Origin of the sequence: Kitasatospora sp. NPDC059812 (assembly GCF_042732075.1) — a bacterium.
Classification (GTDB): domain Bacteria; phylum Actinomycetota; class Actinomycetes; order Streptomycetales; family Streptomycetaceae; genus Kitasatospora.
This window is the reverse complement of sequence record NZ_JBHWIO010000073.1, coordinates 1-24,000: the sequence shown is the minus strand read 5'-3', so window position 1 is coordinate 24,000 and position 24,000 is coordinate 1. Positions and strand designations below refer to the sequence as shown.

Annotated in this window: 19 protein-coding genes, 1 tRNA gene and 1 pseudogene; 5 read left to right on the top strand and 16 right to left on the bottom strand. The window is 74.0% G+C overall.

Features of this window, described 5'->3' with window-relative positions; translation table 11 throughout:
* Positions 1–308: 308 nt before the first annotated feature.
* The 7 genes from ACFV6D_RS29170 to ACFV6D_RS29140 form a co-directional block, all read right to left on the bottom strand.
* Positions 309–382 (bottom strand) — tRNA-Pro (locus tag ACFV6D_RS29170).
* A gap of 157 nt (positions 383–539) precedes the next feature.
* Complete coding sequence (locus ACFV6D_RS29165; RefSeq protein ID WP_380493109.1) at positions 540–1,736, bottom strand: MFS transporter; 1,197 nt, start codon at positions 1,734–1,736, stop codon at positions 540–542.
* Positions 1,737–2,011: 275 nt separating this feature from the next.
* Complete coding sequence (locus tag ACFV6D_RS29160; protein WP_380429937.1) at positions 2,012–2,803, bottom strand: DUF1684 domain-containing protein; 792 nt, start codon at positions 2,801–2,803, stop codon at positions 2,012–2,014.
* Positions 2,804–3,057: 254 nt separating this feature from the next.
* Positions 3,058–3,924, bottom strand: coding sequence for an acyl-CoA thioesterase (locus tag ACFV6D_RS29155; protein ID WP_380493097.1), 867 nt, complete (start codon positions 3,922–3,924; stop codon positions 3,058–3,060).
* A gap of 220 nt (positions 3,925–4,144) precedes the next feature.
* Positions 4,145–4,861 (bottom strand): alpha-ketoglutarate-dependent dioxygenase AlkB family protein, encoded by a 717-nt coding sequence (locus ACFV6D_RS29150; protein WP_380493107.1) that lies wholly within the window; start codon positions 4,859–4,861, stop codon positions 4,145–4,147.
* Positions 4,862–4,931: 70 nt separating this feature from the next.
* Positions 4,932–5,390, bottom strand: a complete 459-nt coding sequence (locus ACFV6D_RS29145; RefSeq protein WP_380493095.1) for a transglycosylase family protein — start codon at positions 5,388–5,390, stop codon at positions 4,932–4,934.
* Between the two features lie 332 nt (positions 5,391–5,722).
* Complete coding sequence (locus tag ACFV6D_RS29140) at positions 5,723–6,544, bottom strand: transglycosylase family protein (protein WP_380561707.1); 822 nt, start codon at positions 6,542–6,544, stop codon at positions 5,723–5,725.
* Between the two features lie 595 nt (positions 6,545–7,139).
* Here ACFV6D_RS29140 and ACFV6D_RS29135 point away from each other — a divergent pair.
* Positions 7,140–7,982 carry a hypothetical protein gene (locus ACFV6D_RS29135; RefSeq protein ID WP_079135943.1) on the top strand — a complete coding sequence of 281 codons (843 nt, stop codon included), beginning with the start codon at positions 7,140–7,142 and terminating at the stop codon, positions 7,980–7,982.
* 275 nt (positions 7,983–8,257) lie between these two features.
* Positions 8,258–9,022 (top strand): hypothetical protein, encoded by a 765-nt coding sequence (locus ACFV6D_RS29130; RefSeq protein ID WP_063349664.1) that lies wholly within the window; start codon positions 8,258–8,260, stop codon positions 9,020–9,022.
* Positions 9,023–9,158: 136 nt separating this feature from the next.
* Here the strand turns inward: ACFV6D_RS29130 and der are convergent, their stop codons facing one another.
* The 4 genes from der to ACFV6D_RS29110 all read right to left on the bottom strand — a co-directional run bounded on the left by der (position 9,159) and on the right by ACFV6D_RS29110 (position 14,095).
* Positions 9,159–10,613: a ribosome biogenesis GTPase Der gene (der, locus tag ACFV6D_RS29125; RefSeq protein ID WP_063349663.1), complete on the bottom strand. Its 1,455-nt coding sequence runs from the start codon at positions 10,611–10,613 to the stop codon at positions 9,159–9,161.
* Between the two features lie 266 nt (positions 10,614–10,879).
* Positions 10,880–11,593: a (d)CMP kinase gene (gene cmk, locus ACFV6D_RS29120; RefSeq protein WP_063349662.1), complete on the bottom strand. Its 714-nt coding sequence runs from the start codon at positions 11,591–11,593 to the stop codon at positions 10,880–10,882.
* A 215-nt stretch (positions 11,594–11,808) separates the two neighbouring features.
* Positions 11,809–12,903, bottom strand: a complete 1,095-nt coding sequence (locus ACFV6D_RS29115) for a DUF4419 domain-containing protein (RefSeq protein ID WP_380561705.1) — start codon at positions 12,901–12,903, stop codon at positions 11,809–11,811.
* Between the two features lie 106 nt (positions 12,904–13,009).
* Entirely contained in the window at positions 13,010–14,095 is a 1,086-nt protein-coding gene (locus ACFV6D_RS29110; RefSeq protein WP_063349660.1) for a prephenate dehydrogenase, read from the bottom strand.
* Positions 14,096–14,568: 473 nt separating this feature from the next.
* Between ACFV6D_RS29110 and ACFV6D_RS29105 the strand changes: the two genes are divergently transcribed.
* The 3 genes from ACFV6D_RS29105 to ACFV6D_RS29095 all read left to right on the top strand — a co-directional run bounded on the left by ACFV6D_RS29105 (position 14,569) and on the right by ACFV6D_RS29095 (position 18,940).
* Positions 14,569–16,947 carry a DUF4139 domain-containing protein gene (locus tag ACFV6D_RS29105; RefSeq protein WP_380561703.1) on the top strand — a complete coding sequence of 793 codons (2,379 nt, stop codon included), beginning with the start codon at positions 14,569–14,571 and terminating at the stop codon, positions 16,945–16,947.
* Positions 16,948–16,950: 3 nt separating this feature from the next.
* Positions 16,951–18,498, top strand: coding sequence for a mucoidy inhibitor MuiA family protein (locus ACFV6D_RS29100; protein WP_380561701.1), 1,548 nt, complete (start codon positions 16,951–16,953; stop codon positions 18,496–18,498).
* Positions 18,499–18,577: 79 nt separating this feature from the next.
* Positions 18,578–18,940 carry a DUF952 domain-containing protein gene (locus tag ACFV6D_RS29095; RefSeq protein WP_063349658.1) on the top strand — a complete coding sequence of 121 codons (363 nt, stop codon included), beginning with the start codon at positions 18,578–18,580 and terminating at the stop codon, positions 18,938–18,940.
* Positions 18,941–19,038: 98 nt separating this feature from the next.
* Here ACFV6D_RS29095 and ACFV6D_RS29090 read toward each other — a convergent pair whose 3' ends face one another.
* The 5 genes and pseudogenes from ACFV6D_RS29090 to ACFV6D_RS29070 form a co-directional block, all read right to left on the bottom strand.
* Positions 19,039–20,022: a helix-turn-helix domain-containing protein gene (locus ACFV6D_RS29090; RefSeq protein ID WP_159398525.1), complete on the bottom strand. Its 984-nt coding sequence runs from the start codon at positions 20,020–20,022 to the stop codon at positions 19,039–19,041.
* Between the two features lie 293 nt (positions 20,023–20,315).
* Entirely contained in the window at positions 20,316–21,680 is a 1,365-nt protein-coding gene (locus ACFV6D_RS29085) for a pseudouridine synthase (RefSeq protein ID WP_380428165.1), read from the bottom strand.
* Between the two features lie 63 nt (positions 21,681–21,743).
* Positions 21,744–22,379 carry an SMC-Scp complex subunit ScpB gene (scpB, locus tag ACFV6D_RS29080; protein WP_380561729.1) on the bottom strand — a complete coding sequence of 212 codons (636 nt, stop codon included), beginning with the start codon at positions 22,377–22,379 and terminating at the stop codon, positions 21,744–21,746.
* 371 nt (positions 22,380–22,750) lie between these two features.
* A complete protein-coding gene (locus ACFV6D_RS29075) occupies positions 22,751–23,611 on the bottom strand; it encodes a segregation and condensation protein A (RefSeq protein WP_380561699.1) in 861 nt (286 codons plus the stop codon).
* A 171-nt stretch (positions 23,612–23,782) separates the two neighbouring features.
* Positions 23,783–24,000 (bottom strand): annotated as a pseudogene (locus tag ACFV6D_RS29070) (hypothetical protein); the annotation flags it as partial.

Genomic DNA, 24,000 nt, shown 5'->3' with positions numbered 1-24,000 from the left:
ACACTCGCATAATACAACACCCAAACACCCACCCAGCCCCCCCAACCCCGCCCCCCCCGCCCAGCTACACCGCGCCCACGCCCGCGCCACCACGTCTCGCTCCAGCAGAACGGCAAGGGGGTCTGGCACTTCACCTTGAGATCGAAGAACAATCCACACACCAGCCACTGGAGCAACGGGTGGCGACGCACCCATGGCCAACCCTGGGGACCATTTTGGGACCACCCGGGACCAGAAACGGGCCCAGAAAACCAGCAAGAGCGGGCACCCGGTTTCCCAAGTACCCGCTCTCACAACCGACTTCACTGTCGGGACGACAGGATTTGAACCTGCGACCCCTTGACCCCCAGTCAAGTGCGCTACCAAGCTGCGCCACGTCCCGTGGTCTCGGTGCCCGGTAGCGGGGCCTGGGGGGCTCTGCTGTGGGCTTCTCGACCTTGTCTCCGGTTGTCCCGGCGACGTGGAAAACAATACAGCACGTGGAGGGGTGCTCGCTGCCGGGTTGGGGGGTGGGTGGGTCGGGGGCGGGTCGGGGTGGGTCAGGGGGTGGGGTGGCGGGCGTCGTAGGTGAGGAAGGCGGGGCGGCGGGCGGCGAGGAGGACGACGGCGGCGACGCAGGCGAGGCCGCCGGTGATCACGGAGGTGGCGGGGTTGGTGAGGGCGGCGACGGCGCCGGACTCGAAGTCGCCGAGGCGGGGGCCGCCGGCGACGACGACGATGAAGATGCCCTGGAGGCGTCCGCGCATCTCGTCGGGGGCGGCGACCTGCATCATCGTGTTGCGGAAGATCATGCTGACGGTGTCGGCGCAGCCGGCGACCGCGAGCAGGAGGAGGCCGAGCCAGAGGTTGTGGAGCGCGCCGAAGGCGGCGATGGCGAGGCCCCAGGCGGCGACGGCGACGAGGACGGCGGCGCCCTGGCGGTGGATGCGGCCGACCCAGCCGGAGAAGAGGGCGCCGGTGAGGGCGCCGACGGCGGGGGCGGCGACGAGGAGGCCGACGGTGCGGGCGTCGCCGCCGTAGAAGGTGACCGCGATGGCGGGGAAGAGGGCGCGCGGCATGCCGAAGATCATCGCGGCCAGGTCGGCGAGGAAGCTGGTGCGCAGGTTGGGCTGCTCGCGCAGGAAGCGGAGGCCGTCGAGGACGGAGGCGCGGCCCTTGCGGTCGCCGAGCGGGCGCATGGCGGGCAGGCGCCACATCGCGTAGAGGGTGCCGGCGAAGGCGACGGTGTCGACCAGGTAGGCGGCTTGGGTGCCGTAGGCGCCGATGAGGACGCCGCCGAGCATGGGTCCGACGGTGAGGCCGAGGTTCATGCTGACGGTGTTCAGCGCGTTCGCCGCGGGGAGCTGGTGGCTGGGGACCAGCCGGGGGATCATCGCGGAGCGGGCGGGCGAGCTGAGGGCGAAGAATCCGGCCTGGGCGGCGACGGCGGCGTAGAGGACGGCGACCTGGCCGAGGCCGGCCAGTGCCTGCACGGCGAGGACGGCGGAGACGGCGGCGAGCCCGGCCGAACCGATCAGGCCGAGCTTGCGCCGGTCGACGGTGTCGGCGATCGCGCCGCCGTACAGGCCGAAGGCGACGATCGGGAAGAAGGAGAAGAGGCCGACCAGGCCGGTCGCGAAGGCGGAGCCGGTCTCGTCGTAGACCTGGACGGAGACGGCGACGGCCGTCATCTGCTGGCCTATGGAGGAGACCGCCTGCCCGAACCAGACCCGGCGGTAGTCGGGGTGGTCGCGCAGTGGGCTGAGGTCGGCGAAGGCCCGCCGGTACCAGGGGAGGTTCTCGGTTCCGGCCGACGGAGCGGAGACGTCGGAGGGTGGCTCCTCCGCGGGAGCAGGGGCAGGGGCAGGGGCGGCATCGGACGCCGGAACAGGGGCAGGCGCCGAGGCAGGGGCAGGCGTCGGGGCGGGATCGGACGCCGGGGCGGGATTGGCAGGATGATTGGTCGACACAACCCTCCATGGTCCGCCCCGGCCTCCCCGCTCCCCGCACCGGGGCCGGACAGCGGCCCGTCCTACCTGGTCAGGACCTGCTTCTCCCCTGCCTCCACCGCGAAGTCGAGCCGGTTGCCCGGCGGCGGGAACGGGCAGATGAAGTGGTCGGCGAAGGCGCACGGCGGCAGGTAGGCCCGGTTGAGGTCGAGGACGGTGCGGCCGTCCGCGTCCGGGGCGGGGAGGGTGATGAAGCGGAAGCGGTAGGTGCCGATGCCGCTGGTCGCGTCCGCGATGACGCCGGTGAGGCGGTCGCCGGAGCGGCTGACGGTCAGCTCGCGGTGCTCGCCGGCGACGGTGAAGGCGATCTGCCCGGTGACGGCGAGCGGGCGCTCCTTGCCGTCCGCATTGGGGACGAGCACGGACTGGGCGCCGTCCTCCTCGAACGGGGTGAATACGGCGGGGACGGCCCACTCCGGCGAGTACGGGTAGGCGGAGATGCCCGCGAAGGCCGTCCGGCGCGGCGCGGCCGGATCGAAGACCCGCAGGGCGAGCTCGCCCTCGCGCTCGATCGGGACGAGCAGGAGGTCGCCGAGGGTGGCGGTGTCGGCGGCCGGATCGGTGTCGGGACGGAGCAGCGCCTCGCCGTCGACCGGCCCGTCGGCGCCGCCGACGGTGATGCCGTCCGCGGCCGCCGCCCGGACCCGGACGCCCTCGGCGTCGGCCCACCAGTGCCCGGGCAGGCCGACGATCTCGACGGGTCCGGGCTCCAACCAGTGCGTGCCGGTGAGTGCGAGCTGGCCGTGTGGCGAGCTCACCGACGCCGCCCGGCCATCGCTCCAGCGCTTCCAGTCCTCCGCGGCCGTAGCCGTCATCGGTACACCCTCCCACTGCGGTCCTCGGGCGGCCCGCTGTTCGGGCCGTCCACCTCGGTCACCCACCACAACGCCGCGCACCCGGACGGATCATTCCCGCCTGCCGGAACCGCCACAGGGCGGCCACAGGACGGCAACACGGCGTCACGACGGCAACACCACGGACACGACGCCCGCCGGGACGAAGGCCGGCCCGCTCGGCCGACACCCGGCCGCCGGCACCCAGCACCCGACGCGCCCACTCGCCCACCCCGTCAGCTGCCGGCGTCCAACGGCCGGAACAGCCCCTCCTGCACCACCGACACCACCAGCCGCCCGCTCCGGTCGAAGATCTGCCCGCGCGCGAGGCCGCGCCCGCCGTGGGCGATCGGGGACTCCTGCTGGTACAGCAGCCAGTCGTCCGTACGGAACGGGCGGTGGAACCACATCGCGTGGTCGAGCGAGGCCATGTCGAAGTGCCGGGTGCCCCAGAGCGGCTCGACGGGGGCGCGGACGGCGTCGAGCAGCGTCATGTCGCTGGCGTAGGTGAGGGCACAGACGTGGATCAGCGGGTCGTCCGGCAGCGGGCCGTCCGTCCGCAGCCAGACTCCGCTGCGCGCCTCGACCCCGGCCAGCTCCTCCTTCGTCCAGCGCAGCCGGTCGACGTAGCGGATGTCGAAGGGCTGGCGGCGGCTGATGAACGGGGGGAGTTCGCCGAGCCGGGAACCGACCTCCTCCAGCGCGCTGGGCAGGTCCTCGGGCGCGGGGACGTCCGGTATGGGGTGCTGGTGCTCGATGCCGCCCTCTTCGGGGCGGTGGAAGTCGGCGGTGAGGGCGAAGATCGACCGGCCGCCCTGGATGGCGAGCACCCGACGCGTGGTGAAGGAGCGGCCGTCGCGGATCCGGTCGACCTGGTAGACGATCGGCACGCCGGGCACCCCGGGGCGCAGGAAGTAGGCGTGCAGCGAGTGGACCGGGCGGTCGCCGTCCACCGTGCGCCCGGCCGCGACCAGCGCCTGCCCGGCGACCTGGCCGCCGAACGTCCGCTGCAGCGCCTCCTCGGGGCTGCGCCCGCGGAAGATGTTCAGTTCGATCTGCTCCAGGTCGAGCAGGTCGACAAGGTCGTCGACGGGGGTACCCATGCGTGCGCTTCCTCTCCAGGCCCACGGCCCCGGCGGAGGTCTTCCGCCCGGCTCCGGCGCCCGTCCTGATCGAATTCTCCAACCCACTGGAATTCTCCGGCGACCGGGGTCATTCCCGCTCACCGGGCCGAAGGAGCCGATTCACTCGAACGAGTAAGCGAGCAGTAGGGGAAGAGCGGAAGAGCGGTCACCAGGCGGACGGACGAACGCCCACCCGGACTCAGGCCTCCCCCGCCTCCCCCGCCTCCCCCGCCGCCAGCCCCGACTGCCGCACGGTGATGTTGAGCCGGCCGACCAGACCCAGCGCCGGATCCGCCGTGCCGGGCAGCGTGCGCACCACACCGTGGTACGCGAACCGGGCCGGGCCGCCGAACACCAGCAGGTCACCGCTGCGCAGTTCCAGGTCGGTCCACGGGCGGGTCCGGGTCTCGGTGTTCCCGAGCCGGAACACACAGGCGTCGCCGAGCGAGAGTGAGACCACCGGCGCGTCGGTCCGCTCGTCGCGGTCCTGGTGGAGGCCCATCTTCGCGCCGTGCGGGTAGTGGTTGACGATCGCGATGTCGGGTTCGTACGACGCGGCGCCGGCGATCTGCCGGGCGTCCGTCCCGTAGGCGTCGGCGACGGCCCGGCGGGCGAGGCGGTCGAGTTCGGGCGGGAACGGCTTGACGGGCGTGCCGTCCTCCGCGTCCTTCCGATAACCGTACGGATACCAGTGCCATCCGAGGCTGACCATTCGTACGGACATCATCCCGCCGGTGGGCATCCGCACGGCGTGCAGGCCGGCCGGTGGGCGGGCCCACTCCCGACAGGCGGCCACCAGGCGCAGTTGGGCATCGGCGTCCAGCCAGCCGGGGAGGAGGACGGCACCGGGGGCGGGCTCGGCGCGCCCGCGCGCGGCAGCGGGCCCCGACCGGCCGCCCGGGACGGCACCGGGCAGGTCACCGAACAGTTCGCCCTGGATCACCCCACCATCCTCCCGCACCGCCACGGCCGAAGCCCGGCCGACCTCAGGAACCCGGCCGACCTCGGGAGCCCGGGCCACCTCCGGAGCCCGGACCGCTACCGGAGGTCGGGCTGCCACCGGGGGTCGGGCTGCCACCGGAGGTCGGACCGCCACTGGGGGCCGGCGATCCGCCGATCAGCCCCAGCTCCCGCGCGCAGTCCGGCCACGCCTCCCAGCCCTGCCGTCGGAGGATCTCCTCGCCGACGGTCGTCTGCTCCCGGCGGCTCGCGTGGTCCGGCCGGTCGGCGAAGCGCAAGCCGCCGGCGACCTCCCAGGTGGGCGGCCAGATCTGCAGGCCGCCGTAGTAGCCGTTGCCGGTGTCGGCCTGCCAGTCGCCGCCGCTCTCGCACTCGGCGAGGCCGTCCCACACGACGTCCGCGACCCGGGCCGCCGCACCGGCCCGCTCCCAGGGGATCGCCGCCGCCCCCGCCAGCAGCACCACGGCGACGCCCAGTCGAAGCACGACCCGGCACATACGCTCGTCACAGGGAGGCGGCACAGCAGCCGACCCTAGGCCGGTCGCCTCACGGCCCTCCCCAACGACACTCCGAACGCGCCGGAAACGCCAGAAACGCCGGGAACACCGGAAGCACCGGAAACGCCAACGGCCACTCCCCCGCGCAGCGGAGAAGCGGCCGTGGTGTCAGCACACCGCCGGGGCCGGGAGGCCCGCTGAACCGACCTCAGGCCGGGGACGTCGGACAGCCGACATCAGGCGGCAGACCCCGGAGAGCCGGTGTCAAACGCTCAGACACTCAGTTGCTCAGAGGCCCAGGTGCTCAGGTGCTCAGGTGCTCAGACGCTCAGGGTCTGGCCCGGGAGGATCAGGTCGGGGTTGCCACCGATGACCTTGGCGTTGTTCTTGTACAGGTCGTGCCAGTCCAGGCCCTGCGCGGCGGCGATCGAGCTCAGGGTGTCACCGGACTTGACGGTGTAGCTGTCGCCCTTGGCCGGCTTGGCGTCGTTCGAGCCGGTCCAGCCCTTGGCGCCCTTGGCGGCGTCGTTCTTCGGCGCGGCCTTCGGCGCGACGTCAGCCTTCGGCGCAGCGGCGGCCTTCGGGGCAGCGGCCTTCGGCGCGACATCGGCCTTCGGCGCAGCGGCGGCCTTCGGAGCCTGGGTCTGCGCCGGCTTGGCGGCCGGGGCAGCCGGCTTGGCGGCGGTCGAACCGGCAGCCGAGCCGGTGGTCGAACCGGCCGAGGTGTCGACGGCGGCCGGGGTGCCGCCCTTGGTCAGGCCGGCCTTGACGGAGCACACGGGCCAGGCGCCCGGGCCCTGCGAGGCGAGGACCTTCTCGGCAACGGCGATCTGCTGCGCCTTGGTGGCCTGGTTGGCCTGCGAGGCGTAGGCGGTGCCGCCGAAGGCGGCCCAGGTGCTGGAGGTGAACTGCAGTCCGCCGTAGAAACCGTTGCCGGTGTTGATGGCCCAGTTGCCGCCGCTCTCGCACTGGGCGACGGAGTCCCAGGTGGAGACGGAGGCGGCGGAGGCCGAGGTGGCCGTGACGAGGCCGGCCACCGGCAGGGCCGCGACAGCGGCGCCCGCCACGACAGCCATCCGGACGCGGTTGCGCTTGGTGGCCGTGGAGGTGGTGGCAGCGGCGGTCTCGTGACGGAAGGTCATGGGGTTCCTCTCGAAAGCCCCGGGCGGGCATGCGGAACCAGGCCCTGGAGAGGGCCGCGTTCACTTGCCGCGTCCGTCGGGCGACCGTGCACGTGTCGGACGTGCCGCTTGCCGCCCCGGCCACCCAGCCGCTCACCGGCGACCTTTTCGAGCGATCGCGTCGGCGGGCACCTGCCGCATCCGGCGGGGAGCCGGAGGGGCGGTGCGTCGGGGGTGAACCCGGGTGGCGCTCGTTGCGCCGCCAATGAAGCTACGAGCCGGTCGGCGGGGAAACCAAAACTCCACCGGTCTGCCCAGCTCAGCCAAGGGTTACCGGCGGTAGTACCCGCACAATCCTGCCCGAAATGCCCGTTTTAGCCGTCGATTCGTAGATCAAACATCACGGTGGCGTGACTCACCTCACGGTTTCATTCCGGCAGGCCTGCCACCGACATCGACACATTGCGACCACGAGAACACGCGGCGCGGTCGGATCAGAGGCAATTCCCGTCAGCCTCGTCGACCACCCGTGACGCCTGACACAAGGGCCCGTTGGTCATGGCGACCTCCCCGTATCCGCCCCCGACCGCCAACCGCACCCACCAGAGGAGAACCTGTGCCGCGCATGCTCGACGTCAGCGACGAGGTCCGGTCCGAGATCGGCGACGACGAGGCGGACCGCCTCCTCGGCGGCGACCGCGCACCCGACAGCTACGAATGCACCTCCTGCCGCACCTCCGGCGACACCCACGCGGAGCCCACCAGCACCGTCCTGTTCGTCGGCGAGGAGACCGCCGTACTCGCCTTCGCCCACGCCCGCTGCATCCCGTCCCAGGTGGTGCCGGTGGCCGAGGAGCAGTTGGTCGGCGCCGTCCGCAGCATCAGCCAGGCCCAGACCGGCGCCCCGGCCGCGCCCGCGCACCCGCTGGTGCCCATTCCCGCGCCGACCCCGGCGACCGCCCCCACCGCCCAGCCCAGCGCGCCGGGCCAGGCCGCCATCCTCGGCATCACCTGCGGGCTGGTGCTGCACGGCAAGGTCGGGCACGCCTCGCTGGTCGTCGAACCGACCGGCCCGGTCGGGCGCCCCGGCAGCACCTCGGGCGAGGACGAGTTCCTCGACCTGCTCCAGGACGCCGGCTTCCAGGCCATCACCGACCTCGACGAGACCCCGGACCAACTGGGCGGCTGGTCGGTCCTGGTGGCGATGGGCAAGCTGCACGCGATCCTGCAGCCCGCTGCCGCCGGCGGCAGCACCGGCTGGTGGCAGGCGCACCAGCCGCTCCAGGTCACCGACGCCTGGCGGATGGCCGCGAGCCAGCTCTCCGAGGTCACCATGTACGCCGTCCCGGCCGGGATGGTGGGCCGCCAGCCGCGCGAAGACCTGCTCCGCCAGGCGCTGGAGCGGGCGGTGGCACTGGGTCAGGTGGTCGCCGCCTCCCTCCCCCTCGCCGGCACCTGAGCCCCTCGGCACCCGGGCCCGCCGGCACCCGCCCTGTCGGCACCCAGCCCCAACCGCGCGCCCGACCCAGGCGCGCGCCCGACCCCGCCCCCTCAGCACCCAGCCCCAACCGCGCCCCGACCCGTCGGCACCCGGGCTCCACGCCCGGGCTCCGCACCCGCCGGAGCACCCGCCGGAGCACCCGCCGGAAGGCGGCCTCTCCCTCAGCACAAGCCGCCTTCCGGCCGGTCCCCGGCACCCCGCATCCCCGTGACCCCTCACTCGTTGGCCCCTGTGTGTACAGCTACGACGTCTCCGCGTCCCCCGGCCGGTCCACCACCGCCCCCCGCTCGATCCCCGGCATGCGCCCGTCGTACGACGCGGAGCACCCGCACTCGACGACGCCGATCTACGACGAGCTGTACTCCGAGTACCGGCGGCTGTTCCGCGCGCTCCCGGGCGACCGCTCGGGCGAGGAGGACCTGAAGTTCACCGGCTTCGCGGTCCGCGACGGCTACCCGGTGCTCGGCGAACCGCGCCCGTACCCGCCCCAGCACCAGGCCTTCCACAGCTACGGGGGGCAGCCGCCCGGCCTGCCGCAGTTCATGCCGAGCCAGCAGCACGGCCACTCCGCAGGGCACGCCACCGGCCACTCCGGCCACGGCGCCACCAGCCACACTGGCCACACCGGCCAAACCCACCACAGCACCACCGGCCAAACCCACCACAGCGCGATGGGCCACACCGGCCACAGCGCCCCTCAGCCTCAGCCGCACCCCCACTCCGAGCCCGCCGCCCCGACCAGCGACGGCTTCGGCCAAGCCGCCCCGGCGGCCACCGCCCCTCAGCACACCCCGCCCCCGCCGCCCCAGTTCACCAACGGCCAGGGCTGGGTGGCCGCCGGCTACCTCGGCCCGATCCCGCACTCGATGCCCGCGCCGCCCCCGGCCCCCGCCCCGGCGATGGGCACCGCCACCGGCGTCGCCACCGCCGCGCCCACCGGCGGCCGCCACCGCCAGATGCTCTCCCTCCCCCCGGGCCGCAACGGCGACCACCACTGAACCGCCCGCCTGCGCACCACCCGCACGACCCGCACGACCCCGCACACACGACGAGGGCCCCGCCACCACCGTGACGGGGCCCTCACCCACACCTACTGCCGGCACCCACCGACTACTGCCGGTGGATCACGACGTCCTACTTCCGCTTGCGCTTCTCCCGGACCCGCACCGAGATCGAGATCGGCGTCCCGACGAAGCCGAACTCCTCACGCAGCCGGCGCTCGATGAAGCGCCGGTAGCCGGCCTCCAGGAAGCCCGAGGCGAACAGCACGAACCGCGGCGGACGGATGCCCGCCTGGGTGCCGAACAGGACGCGCGGCTGCTTGCCACCGCGGATCGGATGCGGGTGGGCGGCCACCAGCTCGCCGAGGAAGGCGTTCAGCCGCGCGGTCGGGATGCGGGTCTCCCAGCCCTCCAGCGCGGTCTCGATCGCCGGGACGAGCCTCTCCATGTGCCGGCCGGTCTTGGCCGAGACGTTGACCCGGGGGGCCCACTGCACCTGGACGAGGTCGCGCTCGATCTCGCGCTCCAGGTAGAAGCGGCGCTCCTCGTCCATCTGGTCCCACTTGTTGTAGGCGATGACGACGGCGCGCCCGGCCTCGACGGCCATCGAGATGATCCGGGTGTCCTGCTCGGCGAGGGTCTCGCTGGCGTCGACCAGGACGACCGCGACCTCGGCCTTCTCCAGCGCGGAGGAGGTGCGCAGCGAGGCGTAGAAGTCGGCGCCGGCGGTCAGGTGGACCCGGCGGCGGATGCCGGCGGTGTCGACGAACTTCCAGGTCTTGCCGGCGAGTTCGATCATCTCGTCGACCGGGTCGCGGGTGGTGCCGGCCAGCTCGTTGACGACCACCCGCTCCTCGCCGGCGACCTTGTTCAGCAGGCTGGACTTGCCGACGTTCGGGCGGCCGATCAGCGCGATGCGGCGCGGGCCGCCGGGGGCGGCGTCGCCGAAGGTCTGCGGCGGGGCCTCGGGCAGCGCGTCCATGACGGCGTCGAGCAGGTCGCCCGAGCCGCGGCCGTGCAGCGCGGAGACGGGGTGCGGCTCGCCCAGGCCCAGCGACCACAGGTAGGCGGCCTCGGCCTCGGTGGACGGGCCGTCGACCTTGTTGGCGCACAGCACGGTCGGCTTGCCGGCCCGGCGGATGAGCTTGATCAGGGCTTCGTCGGTGTCGGTGGCGCCGACGGTGGCGTCGACCACGAACAGCACCGCGTCGGCCTGCTCGATGCCGAGCTCGGCCTGCGCGGCCACCATCGCGTCGAGGCCGAGGACGTCGATCTCCCAGCCGCCGGTGTCGACGACCTTGAAGCGGCGGCCGTTCCAGCTGGCCTCGTAGGTGACCCGGTCGCGGGTGACGCCCGGCTTGTCCTCGACGACGGCCTCGCGGCGGCCGATGATGCGGTTCACCAGGGTCGACTTGCCGACGTTCGGGCGGCCGACGATGGCCAGCACCGGCAGCGGTACGTGCTCGGCGCCGTCGAAGCCGTCCACGCCGTCGACGTCGAAGCCTTCCTCGGCGGCGATGGCCATGAACTCGGCGTAGTCGGCGGCGTCCAGTCCACCGTGGCCGGTGTCGGAGTGCTCTGCGGTCATGTTCGTCTGTTCCGTTTCCCGGCGCGGCCCTTCCCAGGGGCGCGCCGTGCGTACCTGCCCCGCTCGGGGCAGCGCGATGGTTGTCTCCGCGGCACCTCGGCGGCACCGCAGCTCATTCGGCCGTTCCGGCCATTCCGGTCGTCCGGACCATTGTGGCCGTCCGGACCATTGTGGCCGTCGGGCCGACCCGATCATTCCGGCCGATCCGGTCCTCAGACCGGCCCGGCCGTCCAGACCTGTCCGTTCGTTCGGACCTGTCCGTCCTTTCAGACCGACGACATCCCGGCCCGCTCCTCCACCAGCGCGGCGATCCGGTCGATCACCTGCTCCAGGGTGAGCTCGCTGGTGTCCACCAGGACGGCGTCCGCGGCCTGGGCCAGCGGGGCCGTCTTCCGGGAGGAGTCGGCGGCGTCCCGGCGGGCGAGGTCGGCGGCCATCGCGGTGATGGTCGTCTCGTCGACGCCCTTGGCGCGCAGCTCGGCCGCCCGGCGCTCGGCCCGGGCCTGCTCGGAGGCGGTCAGGAACACCTTGACGGTGGCGTTCGGGAACACCACCGTCCCCATGTCCCGGCCCTCGGCGACGATGCCGCGCTCGGCGACCTCGGCGCAGCCGCGCTGCAGCTCCACCAGCCGGGACCGCACCGCCGGCACCGCGGAAACGGCGCTGACCTGCGCCGTCACCTCGGGGCCGCGGATCGGTCCGGAGACGTCCTGGCCGTCCACCGTGATGGTGGGACCGTCCGCGTCCGTGCCCGACACGATCACCGGCTTGCCGCACGCGACGGCCACCGCCTCCGGGTCGGCCACGTCGACGTCGTTGGCCAGCATCCACCAGGTCATCGCCCGGTACATGGCGCCGGTGTCCAGGAAGCTCAGGCCCAGCCGGGCCGCCACCGCCCGCGAGACGGTCGACTTGCCCGAACCGGAGGGTCCGTCGATCGCGACGACGACCGGGGCGTGCGCTCGGTCGGCAGTGTCCACGGGGCCGAACCTCTCTCTGGGCGTGAAAGCCGGGGCCTGGGGAGGCAGACGGCAGGGGATTGTCTCCCTCAAGGTTAATGGACCGCCGCCCTACCCACTCCGCCACCCGATCAGCCCAGTACCAGCCCCCTGCCAGCCCCCCTCGGCCCCGGGATCAGCCCCGGTACCGGCGCCGATATCAGCCCCGGGCTTCAGCCCCGGCTCCAGGCCCGGTATCAGCCCTGGTCGGGGCCCAGGACCTGCAGGACGGCGTTGCCCAGCCGGGGCCGCAGGTACTCCCCGTCCCACTCGATGCCGAGGATGCCGGCGGTGAAGGCCATCGGGATCTCGCGGCCGAGGAGGTCCCAGACGAACGGCACCTTGGAGACGTGCGAGGGGAAGTCGTTCACCGCGAAGGAGTCCCGGTGGTACGGGTTGGCGTCCGCCTCCCGCCAGCCGAAGGACTGGCGCAGCCGTGGCCCGTCAGGGGTCTGGGTGTGCGCGAGGAAGGCGGTGAGCCAGCCGGTCACCCGTGGGCCGCCGGACATCGACCTCCACTTGAAGAGCGAGCGCCAGAACTCGTCGTCGACCGCCCCGCCCGCCGCGGTCGCCGCGATCTCGTCGAGCACCGGGCGCAGTTCGGCGAACCACGGCGCCAGCCAGTCGAAGCGCTCCGCCAGCCCGGCGACCCGCGCCACCAGCAGCGCCCAGTCCTCGGCCGTGCCCTCCAGCCGGATCCGCGGGATGCCGCAGCGGGTCTCCCAGCGGAAGGCGTAGTAGGGGCTGACCACGTCCATCAGCGCCACCAGCGCGCAGGAGGCGTCGTCGGGCGTGGTCGTCGAGAACGCCGGCTGGAACAGCTCCACCAGCTCGGCCCCGACCGCCGCCGCCAGCGGCTCCCGCACCAGCCGGATCGACCGCGACCAGTCCGGCCAGGGCGCCGCCAGGGTGTCGTCGTGGACCACGATCGCTTCCCGGCGCCCCTCGGCGCCGCCGAACAGCGCCCGGTACCTCGGCGCGTACATCCGCGCGTGCACGGCCACCTCGTGCACCACCGCGTACCAGAGCACGTCCGGCGACAGGCTGAGCGGCAGGTGCTCCGCGAAGGCGGCGTGGGCCGCCCGCACCAGCAGGCTGCAGGTCGGCTCCGGCTCGGCGGGCTCCGGGTCCGGCGGCGTCGGCCGGGGCAGTTCAACCAGCGCTTCGACGCTGCGGTGGTGGATCCGGAAGTCCCCACCCACCACCGCCCGCAGGAACCGCTCGTTCCCCAGGTCCACCGGCCGGCCGTAGGACCCGTGCCGGGTCTCGCCCAGCGGCAACTCGATGATCACCCCTGCTCCCCCCTCAACCGAACCCCTCACCCGAAGCCCTCAACCGAACCGCTCGGCCGAACCCCTCACCCGAAGTCCCGGAAGCCGACCGGCCCCCGCAGCCCGATCAGTCCCGGACGCTCCACCCGCTCGCCCGCAGCGCCACCGTGAGCGGCTTGACCGCCCCCGGCGCCACCGACAGCTGGACGAAGCCCACCTGCTGGCCGGTCGAGTGCTCGATGATGACGTCCTCGATGTTGACCCCGGCCGCGCCGACCTCGCCGAACAGCCGGCCCAGCTCGCCGGGCTGGTCACCGAGCACCACGGCCACAGTCTCGTACCGGGTGGGCGGCGCGCCGTGCTTGCCGGGGATGCGGGCCTGGCCGGTGTTGCCGCGCCGCATGACCGCCTCGATCCCGGCCGCGCCCGCCCGGCGCTCGCCCTCCTCGGGGGCGTCCAGGGCGCGCAGCGCGGTGACGGTCTCCCCGAGGTCGGAGGCGACCTCCTCCAGGATGTCGGCGACCGCACCGGCGTTGGCGGAGAGGATGTCGACCCACATGCCGGGGTTGGAGGCGGCGATCCTGGTGACGTCCCGGACGCCCTGCCCGGAGAGCCTTATGGCGGTCTCGTCGGCGTGCTCCAGCCGGGCGGCGACCAGCGAGGACACCAGCTGCGGGGCGTGCGAGACCAGGGCGACGGCCCGGTCGTGCGCGGCCGCGTCCATCACGATCGGCATCGCACCGCAGAGCGCGACCAGTTCCAGGGCGGCGTTGAGGGTCTCCGTGTCGGTGTCGTCGGTGGGGGTGAGCACCCAGGGACGGCCCTCGAACAGGTCGGCGCGGGCGGCCAGCGGGCCGGAGCGCTCGCGGCCGGCCATCGGGTGGCTGCCGATGTAGTGGACGGTGTCGCAGCCGAGCGCGGCGACCTCGATGCGCGGGCCGGCCTTGACGCTGGCGACGTCGGTGTACCAGCGGGCCAGGTTGCGGCGCTGGCAGTCGGCGAGCACCTTGCCGACGAGGGCGGGCGGCACGGCGATGATCGCCAGGTCGACCGGGCCGTCGGCCGGATCGGTGATGCCGGCGCCGAGGGAGGCGGCGGTCCGGGCGGCGTCCGGGTCGGCGTCCTCCAGATGGACGGTCAGCCCGCGGCCGGCCAGGGCGAGCGCGGCGGAGGTGCCGATCAGTCCGGTACCGACGACGACGGCAGTGCGCATGGCGGGTCGCGCTCCTTCTCGAATTCTCGGGCTTCGCGTTCTGGGCTTCGCGTTCTGAGCTTCGTGTTCTGGGTCTCCCGGGTTGCCCGGCCTCGCGGGACTTCCCGGGCCACCCGGCCTCGCGGGACTTCGCGGTTCTCGGTCCGGTCGGCGCCCCGGCACGGGCCGGGAGCACCCGCGCCCCATCCTCTCGCATCCGCCCCACCCACGCCCCCACCGCCCACCCGTTGGGCAACCACGGCGGCCCCGCCCCCGTCCCACACCATGCGGACGCACGCCGGGCACCACAGGCACCAAGGCACCACAAACACCACAGGCACCACGAACGCACCAGACCCACCAGACCCGCCAACGGGCACACACGCCGCACCCCGCGAAATCCGGCGACGCCCGCACCGAAGCGGGGCAGACTGGCCGCCCGGGCACGGCGCGGGCGACACGCGGAACACGGCACGCGAACGAAGGGGTTGCGCATGGACGATCAGCACAGCGGCGACGATCAGCAGAACGGCGAGGACCGCCACGTCAGCGAGGCCGGGCCCCCGAAGCCCCCCGCCGTCCCCGCCCACCCGTCGGTCCTGGACTCCGTCGTGGTCTACGCCGAGGGCGCGGTGTGCCGCCGCCGGGCCAGCGTCCCGCTCCCGGCCGACGGCCGGCTGCGGCTGACCGGCCTGCCCTCCTCCCTGGACGGCCGCTCGCTGCGCGCCCGGGTGCTCGACGGCCCGAGCGGGACGGCGGTCACCGAGGCCCGGCTGGAGCTGCTCGCCGAGTTCCACGAGCCGACCGAACTCCCCAGGCTCCGCCGAGAGTTGGACGAGGCCATGGAGCGCCAGGGCGTACTCAACGAGCGCCGCCGACTGGTCCTGACCGCGATCGCCGAGACCTCCGCCCTGCGCGCCGTACCGCCGCAGCGGCGGCGCGAGGAGCCGCTGCGGCGGACGCCCGCCGACGCCTGGCTGGAGCTGGCCGACTTCGTCGACGAGCGCCTGACCCGGCTCCAGCAGCGCGCCGAGGAGCTCACCCGGGAGGTCGAACTCGCTGACCAAGAGCGCGAGTTGGCCGCCGACCGACTGGACCGCGCGTCCACCGCCGGCCCCGCCCACCCGGTCGAGACCGCCGCCACCGTCCTGCTCACCCTCACCACCACACCGGCCTCGGCACTCACCACACAGCCCGTCACGGAACCCGCCCGGGAGCCCGTCGCCCCAGCCCCGGCCCCCGAGGAGCCCCCCGCCCGGCTCGACATCGAGCTGGAGTACGGCGTCCCCGCCGCCCGCTGGGTGCCCGCCTACCGCCTCTCCTACCGCCACGGCGCCGACACCGGCCGGCTCGTCCTGCGCGCCTCCGTCGCCCAGCAGACCGGCGAGGACTGGACCGGCGTCCGGCTCGCCCTCTCCACCGCCGACCTCGACCGCCGCACCGACCTGCCCCGGCTCCGCTCGCTGCGGATCGGCCGCAGCCAGCCCGCCCCGCCGCCGTCCGGCTGGCGCGAGCCCCCGGCCGGCCTGGCCGACCTCTTCACCGGCTACGACGACGCCGGCGCCGACGCCGGCGCCGACGCCCGCCCGGCCCCGCGCCGCAAGGCCCCGCTCGCCGCCTCGGCGCCCGGCCCGTACGGCTCAACCGCCCGGCTCAACCGCCTCGGCGGCGCCCGGCCCGCCGGTCCCCGCCCCGCCGACGCCGGCCTCGTGGCCGACGCCGCCCGGCTGGCCGCCCCCGCCGGGCGCGGCGGCACCCTGGACATCGACGAACCCGTCCCGGCGCCCCCGCCCGCCCCGAGCGGCTTCGCCGGATACGGCGGTGCGCCCGCCGCCACCCCGATGCCCCAAGCCCCCCTGCCGCAAGCCTCGATGTACCAAGCCTCGATGCCCCAGGCCTCCGCGCCGCCGCCTGCCCCCGTGGCACCGGGCGGCGCACCCCCGCCGGACCTGTACCCGCTCGCCCGCCGCTCCCGCCGAAGCGGCGGCGGCACCGAGGCCCCCGGCACCGGCTTCGCCCCGGACGCCTCCCTGCTCGACTACCCCGGCCTCGTCCTGGCCGGCCCCGACGCACCCGCCACCCACCGCGGCACCCTGCGCCCCCAGGCCGAGCAAGCCGACCGGGCCGACCGGGCCGACCACTACGGGCCGGCGGCGATGGTCCCGGGCGGCACCGGCGGCGAGCGGGTACGCCACCTGGCGCTCCCCCGGCACGCCGTCCCGCCCCGCGAGTCGGCGGGCTCCTTCGACCACCGCTTCGACTCCGCCGCCCCCGCCGACATCCCGTCCGACGGCACCTGGCACACCGTCACGATCGACGAGATCCCGGTGTCCGTCCGCCCGGAGTACGTCACCGTCCCCGCCGTCGAGGAGAAGGTGTACGCCACCCTGGTGCTCGCCAACCGGACCGACCGCGCCGTGCTGGCCGGCCCGGTCGAGGTCACCGTCGACGACGAGTTCCTGCTCACCGCCGCCCTGCCCACCCTCGCCCCGGGCGGGCTGCGGAGCCTGGGCATCGGGGTCACCGAGAGCATCGAGGTGGCGCGCCGCACCGAGCTGCACGAGTCCACCGCGGGCATGCTGAGCAGCAGCACCGTGCTCGACCACCGGGTGCACGTCCAGCTGGCGAACCGGCTCGGCCGTACCGTCACCGTGGAGGTCCGCGAGCGCGTGCCGGTCACCTCCGACGCCGAGATCCGGATCGAGGAGCGGGCCGACTGGCAGGCCCCGGCGGTCTCCACGCCGGACTGCCCGCCCAGCACCCGGCTCTGGCGGGTCGAGCTGCCGCCCGGCGGCCGCACCGAGCTGGACGGCGGCTACCAGATCAAGATCCCGGCCGGAAAGGCCATCGTCGGTGGAAACCGGAGGAACTGAACGATGACCGGAACGACCATCCCCCTCCCCGTCACCGCCGTCACCTGCCTGGAGGACCGCAGCCAGGTCGAACGCACCGCCACCGTCGACCTCGCCGCGGGCGTCCAGCGGCTGCGCCTGGGCCCGCTCACCGCGCTCGCCGTCGACCGCACCCTGCGCGCCGAGACCACCGCCCCCGGCACCCGCGTGCTGGACGCCCGGATCGTCCGCGACTGGATCCCCCGCGCCCCGCTGCCGCCCGGCCCGGAGGACTCCCGGCTGCGCCACCGGCTGCACGAGCTGGAGACCGCGAGCCGCCTCGCCGACCAGACCCGCGCCCGCCTGGAGGCCCGGCTGGCGCTGCTCGCCCAGCTCTCCGCCGACCTGCTGCGCGAGATCGGCGAGGGCGCCGGGATCGGCGAGCTCGAACGCACCCGCTGGGCCCGCGAACTGGACCGGGTGGACGCCGAACGCGAGCGCCACGGCGAGGAGCTGCGGACCACCCACTCCCGGCTGCGCCGCCTGGACCAGGAGCGCTCGCAGGCCCTGATCGCCCTCGACCAGGCCGAGGAGGAACCGGCCGAACTGGTCGCCCACCTGGAGCTCACCGTCGAGGCGGCGCAGCCCGGCCCGAGCGGGCTGGCCGTCACCCACCTGGTGCCGTGCGCCCTCTGGCGCCCCTCGTACCGGGCCACCCTGGACGGCGGGAGCCTGCGGCTGGAGTCGGAGGCGGTGGTCTGGCAGCGCACCGGCGAGGACTGGACCGGCGTCCGGCTCACCTTCTCCACCGCCCGCTCGGCCCTCGCCACCGACCCGCCCGCCGTCGCCGAGGACGTCCTGATGCTGCGCGAGCGCACCGCGGAGGAACGCCGCACGGTCGAGGTGGAGCTGCGCGAGGAGGCGATCAGCGCGCTCGGCCCGGCCGCCGGGGTGCCGGGGGTGGACGACGGCGGGGAGGTCCGGGTGCTGCCCGCGCCCGCCCCGGCCACCGTGCCCTCCGACGGCCGGGCGCACCGGGTGCCGCTCGGCGCCTTCACCGGGCAGGCGAGCAGCGAGTACGCGTGCGCGCCGGAGCTGTCCCCGCTGGTGACCCAGGTGGTCCGGTTCCGCAACGCGGCCGGGCACCCGCTGCTGGCGGGTCCGGTCGAACTGGTCCGCGGCAGCGGCTTCACCGGTCGGGGTGAGCTGGGCTTCACCGCCGCCGGGGCCGACGCCGAGCTGGCGTTCGGCAGCTCGGACGGCTACCGGGTGGTCCGCGAGGCCGAGGAGCGCCAGGCCACCGCCGGGCTCACCGGCCGCCAGACGACCACCCGGACGGTGCGGCTGCACCTCTCCCGCTTCTCCGGCCCGGAGGAGCGGGACGAGCAGGTCGTCGCGGTCCGCGAGCGGGTGCCGGTCTCCGAGGTGTCGGCGGTGGAGGTGCGGCTGCGCAAGGAGGAGTGCTCCCCGTCGCCGGACGCCTTCGACGCCGAGGGCATCCTCCGCTGGGACGTCCCGCTCGGGCCCGGCGCCCGTCGGACGGTCACGCTGGTCTACGAGGTCTCCGCCACCGCCAAGGTCGCCGGGCTCTGAGGAGCCCGGCCTCCGCCGCCGTCCGAACACCGGTCCGCTCGTGACGACCGCTCAGGACCAAACCGGGTAGAACAGGAACATGATCCTCCACCTCGCACCCCTGGACGACTGGCTGTCCGACCCCGGTCGGCCGTACACCACCGCGTCGCTGCTCACCGACGGGTTCATCCACTGCTCGGCGGACGAACAGACGGCACTCGCGGTGGCCAACGCCTTCTTCGCCGACACTCCCGACCCACTGATGGCGCTGCTGATCGAGGAGTCACAGGTGGAACCGATGGTCAAGTGGGAGGCCCCGCACGGCGCACCGCCGCCCGGGGCCACCCCCGGCCTGCTGTTCCCGCACGTCTACGGACGGCTCAACCGCTCCGCCGTCAAGGGCCTGCTGAAGGTCGAACGCGGCCCGGACGGCCGCTGGGCCACCCTCACCCCCTGGAGCTGACGCCCAACCCCCGACGGCCCACCCCCGACGGCCGACCCCGACGGCCCACCCGGCCCGGTGCACAACCAGCCCCGGTCACAACCAGCCGGTCGGCCAGCTCACAACCAGCCCCGCTCCCGGGCCGCCATACCGGCCTGGAAGCGGGTGGTGGCGCCCAGCGAGCGCATCAGGCTCTGCAACCGGCGCTGCGTGGTGCGGGCGCTCCAGCCCAGCGACCGGGCGATCGACTCGTCGGTGAGGCCGGCCGCCAGCAGGCCCAGCAGCTTGCGGTGGTCGGCCTCCGGCTCCAGCGTCGCGTCCCCGGTGCCGATCGCGGCCTGCAACTGGACGGCGCGCTCCCACTCCGCCTCGAACAGCGTGTCCAGCGCCTGGAGCAGCGCGGAGGGGTGGATGACGTACGCGGCGTCGAGGACGCTGTCGCCCACGCTGATCGGGATGATCGCCATCCGGTCGTCCGAAATGATCATCTTCATCGGCAGCGACGGCCGGACCCTGGCCTCCTCGCCGTCCGCGACCCCGGCCAGGATGTTCCGCTCCAGCCGGCCCGGCCAGGCCACCGCGTCCCGGTCGTAGACGGTCCGCAGCCGCAGCCCCTCCCGCAACCGCCGCCGCTGCAACGGGATCGGGGTCACCGGATCCTGGATGTACGGCGGGCGGTCGAAGCCGCGGACCTGGTACTGGCTGGTCTCGGTGATGTGCTCCAGCCGCTGCGCGATCGCCTCGCCACCGGTCAGCACCTCCACCGAGTGCGCCGGATCGGTGTACCGCGAAGCCTCCCGGAAGGCGTCCATCAGGCGGTGCATCTCGGCCCGGGCGTGCCGCAGTTCGGACTCGCGGTGGCCGATCAGGGTGCCGATCGCGACATCGGGGGCGACCGGCAGGTAGCGCTGCCGGTCCACCGGCGCCCGAGTCGCCATGCCCTGCTGCGCCAGGCGGTCCAGGGCGCGCACGCTCTGTTGGAGCGTCAGGCCGCAGCCCTCGGCCAGTTCCTCCGCGGTGGACTGCGGATTGGCCACCAGCGCCGCGTAGACCTGTCCGTCCGGCTCGGCCAGTCCCAGTGCGCTGAGTGGTGCATCCGACACGACGCCGTCTCCCCCGTTCGCCCCCCACCGGCGCCGGCCTTGGCGCAGTCCCGCCACTGGGCGGGTGGTGGTCCGGTGGCAATCCTCTGCCACAGATCATGGCACTGACAAGGCCGTGACCAGGGGTTGCGGCCCGCCTCGCACCCCGCCCACCCCCGCCGGACGACCGAGGGCCTCCCCGCCTTTCGACGGGGAGGCCCTCTACAGAAGCCCGAATATACCGACCGGTCTACAGACTCCGGCGGGAATATACCGACCGGTCTATATAGCCCGATCGGAATATGCCGACCGGTCTACAGACCGACCTCGCGCATCAGCTGACCGACCTCGGGGTTGGTCAGACGGCGCAGCCAGCCCGACTTCTGGTCGCCCAGCGCGATCGGGCCGAAGTGCGTGCGCACCAGCTTCTCGACCGGGAAGCCGGCCTCGGACAGCATCCGGCGGACGATGTGCTTGCGACCCTCGTGCAGGGTCACCTCGACCAGGTAGTTCTTGCCGACGTTGGAGATCACCTTGAAGCTGTCGGCGCGCGCGAAGCCGTCCTCCAGCTCGATGCCCTGCGCCAGCTGCTTGCCCAGGTCGCGCGGGATCGGGCCCTGGATGGCGGCCAGGTAGGTCTTGGTCACGCCGTACCGGGGGTGGGTGAGACGGTGGGCCAGCTCGCCGTGGTTGGTGAGCAGGATGATGCCCTCGGTCTCGGTGTCCAGACGGCCGACGTGGAACAGCCGGGTCTCCCGGTTGGTCACGTAGTCGCCGAGGCACTGGCGCCCGTCCGGGTCCTCCATGGTGGAGACCACGCCGGCCGGCTTGTTGAGCGCGAAGAACAGGTACGACTGGGTGGCGACGGTCAGGCCGTCCACCTTGATCTCGTCGTTCTGCGGGTCGACCCGCTTGCCCTGCTCGGTGACGAGCTTGCCGTTGACCTGGACCCGGCCCTGCTCGATCAGCTCCTCGCAGGCGCGGCGGCTGCCGATGCCCGCCCGGGCCAGCACCTTCTGCAGGCGCTCGCCCTCGGGCTCGCCGAAGGTCTTGGGCAGCTTGACGGCCGGCTTGTCGTGCCGGGCGAGGACGGCGTCCTCGATCTTGGCCTGCAGCTCGCGCGAGCGCTGCGGCTGACGGCGCGGGTCGCCCGGGGCGCCCTGGCCCTCACGGCGCGGGCGCGGGGCCGGGCTGGGGCGACGCCCGGAGAAGCCGCCGCGGGCGGGGGTGGCGTTGGGGCCGCCGCCGTACTCGGGGCGGTCGTAGCGCCGCTCCTCGGGCCGCAGCGGGCGGTCCGGGTACCGGTTGTCGTCGCGCCGGTCGTCCCGGCGGCTGTCACGCCCGTACGAGCCGGAGCCCGAGCCGGAGCCGCCGCGCGAACCGGCACCGCTGCCGCCGCCGTACGAGCCGCCGCGCGAGCCCGAACCGGACCCACCGCCGTACGAACCCCCGCGCGAGCCGGAGCCCGAGCCGGACCCGCCGCCGTACGAGCCGCTCCGCGAACCCGAGCCGGACCCGCCGCCGTACGAACCCCCACGCGAGCCGGAGCCCGAGCCGGAGCCCGAGCCGCTGCGGCCGCTGCCGCTGCCGCCGTAGGAGCCGCCGCCCCGGCCCCCGCCCTGTCCGCTGCGACCGCTGCCGCCGCCGCTGCCGTTCCTGCCGTTGCCACTGCTACGCATCAAAGTGTCCGTACGTCGTTACCGTCTGGGATGTGCGGTCGTTTCGGCCGACCTCACCGCCCCCTACCGATCAGGCGCAGCCCGACCGGCCTCGCCACTGCCGTCCACGGCCTTCACGGCAGCGGCGGCGACCGCCTCCGCGATCATCGTGCCCTCCAGGGACTCCGCTTCCACGTCGTCGACCTCGGGCAGGAAGGGAGCAAGCTCCGGCAGCTCGTCCAGGCCGCGGAGCCCCATCCGTTCCAGGAAGTAGTTCGTCGTCCGATACAGGATCGCACCTGTTTCGGGCTCGGATCCGGCCTCTTCCACCAGTCCTCGCTGTACCAGGGTACGCATCACGCCGTCACAGTTCACACCGCGGACGGCGGAAACCCTCGATCTGGACACCGGCTGCCGGTAGGAGACGACCGCCAGGGTCTCCAGTGCGGCCTGCGTGAGCCGGGCCTGCTGGCCGTCCAGCAGGAATCGGTCGACGGCCGGAGCGCAGGTGTCCCGGCTGTAGAACCGCCACCCGCCGGCGACCAGCCGCAGGTCGAATCCGCGGCCCTGGGCGGTGTATTCGGCGGCCAGTTCGCGCAGCGCCGCGGCCACCTGCGCCCGGGGCCGCTCCAGCACGCCGGCCAGCCGCTCCTCCCCGGCCGGCTCGTCGACGACCATCAGGATCGCCTCCAGCTCGGCCTTCAGTCCGGCCCCGGCCACCTCCTCGCCCTCGGCCGAATCAGCACCCTCGGCCCGATCAGCATCCTCGGCCGGATCAGCATCCTCGGCCAGATCGGCGACGCCGACCAGATCACCGACGCCGGAAGTCGACGGGGCCAACTTCTGGTGGACGACCCGGGCCTCGCCCTCCGACGAGACACCCACGGACGCCGCCACCGGCTTCACCGGCCCCGCCACCGGCCCCGGCAGCAGCCCCGCCACCGGCTCCGGCAGCAGCTCGAAGGCCGGCTCCAGCCACTCCCCGGCCCGCGGCCGCCCCGGCAGCCCGAGCGGGCGCCGCACCGGCCGCCCGCCGCCCCCGCCGCTCCCACTCGGGCTCCCGCTCCCACTCGGGCTCCCGCTCCCACCACTCATCGGCTCTCCTCCCGCTCGCCCACAGGCCGGTCGAACTCGTCCGTCACCTCGACCGCGCCCCGGTCCGCCTCCGCCACCCAGCGCACCAGCAGTTCGCCCAGCGCCTCCGGCTGCTCGAAGGCCAGCACCCGTTCCCGGTACAGCTCCAGCAGCGCCAGGAAACGGGCGACGACCACCAGCTCGTCCGGCGCGTCCGCGACCAGCCGCTGGAACGACGCCTCGCCGAGCTCGGTGAGCAGCCCGACCACCAGCCCGGCCTGCTCGCGCACGCTGACCGGCGGGCTGTGGATGTGATCGACGTACACGACGGGTTTCGGCTTGGGTTCCATGGCCCTGGCCGCCAGCTCCGCGAGCCGCTCCGGGCCGATGGTGATGACCACCTCGGGCAGCAGCCCGGCATGCCGGGGCTCCAGCCCGACGGTGCGCGGGCGTCGGGCCAGCTCGGCGGCCCAGCGCTCGCCGAAGAGGGCCGCCGCCCGCTTGTACGCCCGGTACTGCAGCAACCGGGCGAACAGCAGGTCGCGGGCCTCCAGCAGCGCCAGGTCCTCCTCGTCCTCGACCTCGGCGGCGGGCAGCAGCCGGGCGGCCTTGAGGTCGAGCAGGGTCGCGGCGACGACCAGGAACTCGGTCGCCGCGTCCAGGTCCCAGTCCGGGCCCATCGCCCGGATGTGTGCCATGAACTCGTCGGTGACGGTGGCCAGCGCCACTTCGGTGACGTCGAGCTTGTGCTTCGCGATCAGGCTGAGCAGCAGGTCGAAGGGGCCTTCGAAGTTGTCCAGCCGCACCCGGAAACCGCCCCGCGGCTGTTCCTCGGTCGCGTTCACGGCGGTGGTGGGTGGTTCGGCGGTGCTCGGCATGACGGTCCATCTTCACCCGGCCCGGCCGCCCGCCCCGCCCCCGGGGCCGTCGACACGCCGTCGACACCGCACTACGCAGAAACGCCGCGCCGGGGATGCCACACCGGGACCGCCGCACCGGAGGCACCGCACCGGCAGCACCAGAAGCACTACCGACGCCCAGGAAGGGGCCTAGCGACCGCGCAACCGCCGGACCAGGATGGAGGCCTCACCGCGCTGCTCCAGGTCCGCCAGGACGACCGCGATGGCCTCCCGGACGATCCGCCCGCGGTCCACGGCCAGGCCGTGCTCGCCGCGCAGCACCAGCCGGGCGTGCTCCAGGTCCATGAGCTCCTCGGCGGACACGTACACGGTGATCTTCTCGTCGTGCCGCTCGCGCCCGCTGGGGC

Bases quoted from the DNA above. Each gene is read 5' to 3' on its own strand.
- ACFV6D_RS29160 (WP_380429937.1), bottom strand. From the start codon at position 2,803: ATGACGGCTACGGCCGCGGAGGACTGGAAGCGCTGGAGCGATGGCCGG.
- ACFV6D_RS29155 (WP_380493097.1), bottom strand. From the start codon at position 3,924: ATGGGTACCCCCGTCGACGACCTTGTCGACCTGCTCGACCTGGAGCAG.
- ACFV6D_RS29140 (WP_380561707.1), bottom strand. From the start codon at position 6,544: ATGACCTTCCGTCACGAGACCGCCGCTGCCACCACCTCCACGGCCACC.
- der (WP_063349663.1), bottom strand. From the start codon at position 10,613: ATGACCGCAGAGCACTCCGACACCGGCCACGGTGGACTGGACGCCGCC.
- ACFV6D_RS29110 (WP_063349660.1), bottom strand. From the start codon at position 14,095: ATGCGCACTGCCGTCGTCGTCGGTACCGGACTGATCGGCACCTCCGCC.
- ACFV6D_RS29105 (WP_380561703.1), top strand. From the start codon at position 14,569: ATGGACGATCAGCACAGCGGCGACGATCAGCAGAACGGCGAGGACCGC.
- ACFV6D_RS29100 (WP_380561701.1), top strand. From the start codon at position 16,951: ATGACCGGAACGACCATCCCCCTCCCCGTCACCGCCGTCACCTGCCTG.
- ACFV6D_RS29095 (WP_063349658.1), top strand. From the start codon at position 18,578: ATGATCCTCCACCTCGCACCCCTGGACGACTGGCTGTCCGACCCCGGT.
- ACFV6D_RS29085 (WP_380428165.1), bottom strand. From the start codon at position 21,680: ATGCGTAGCAGTGGCAACGGCAGGAACGGCAGCGGCGGCGGCAGCGGT.
- ACFV6D_RS29075 (WP_380561699.1), bottom strand. From the start codon at position 23,611: ATGCCGAGCACCGCCGAACCACCCACCACCGCCGTGAACGCGACCGAG.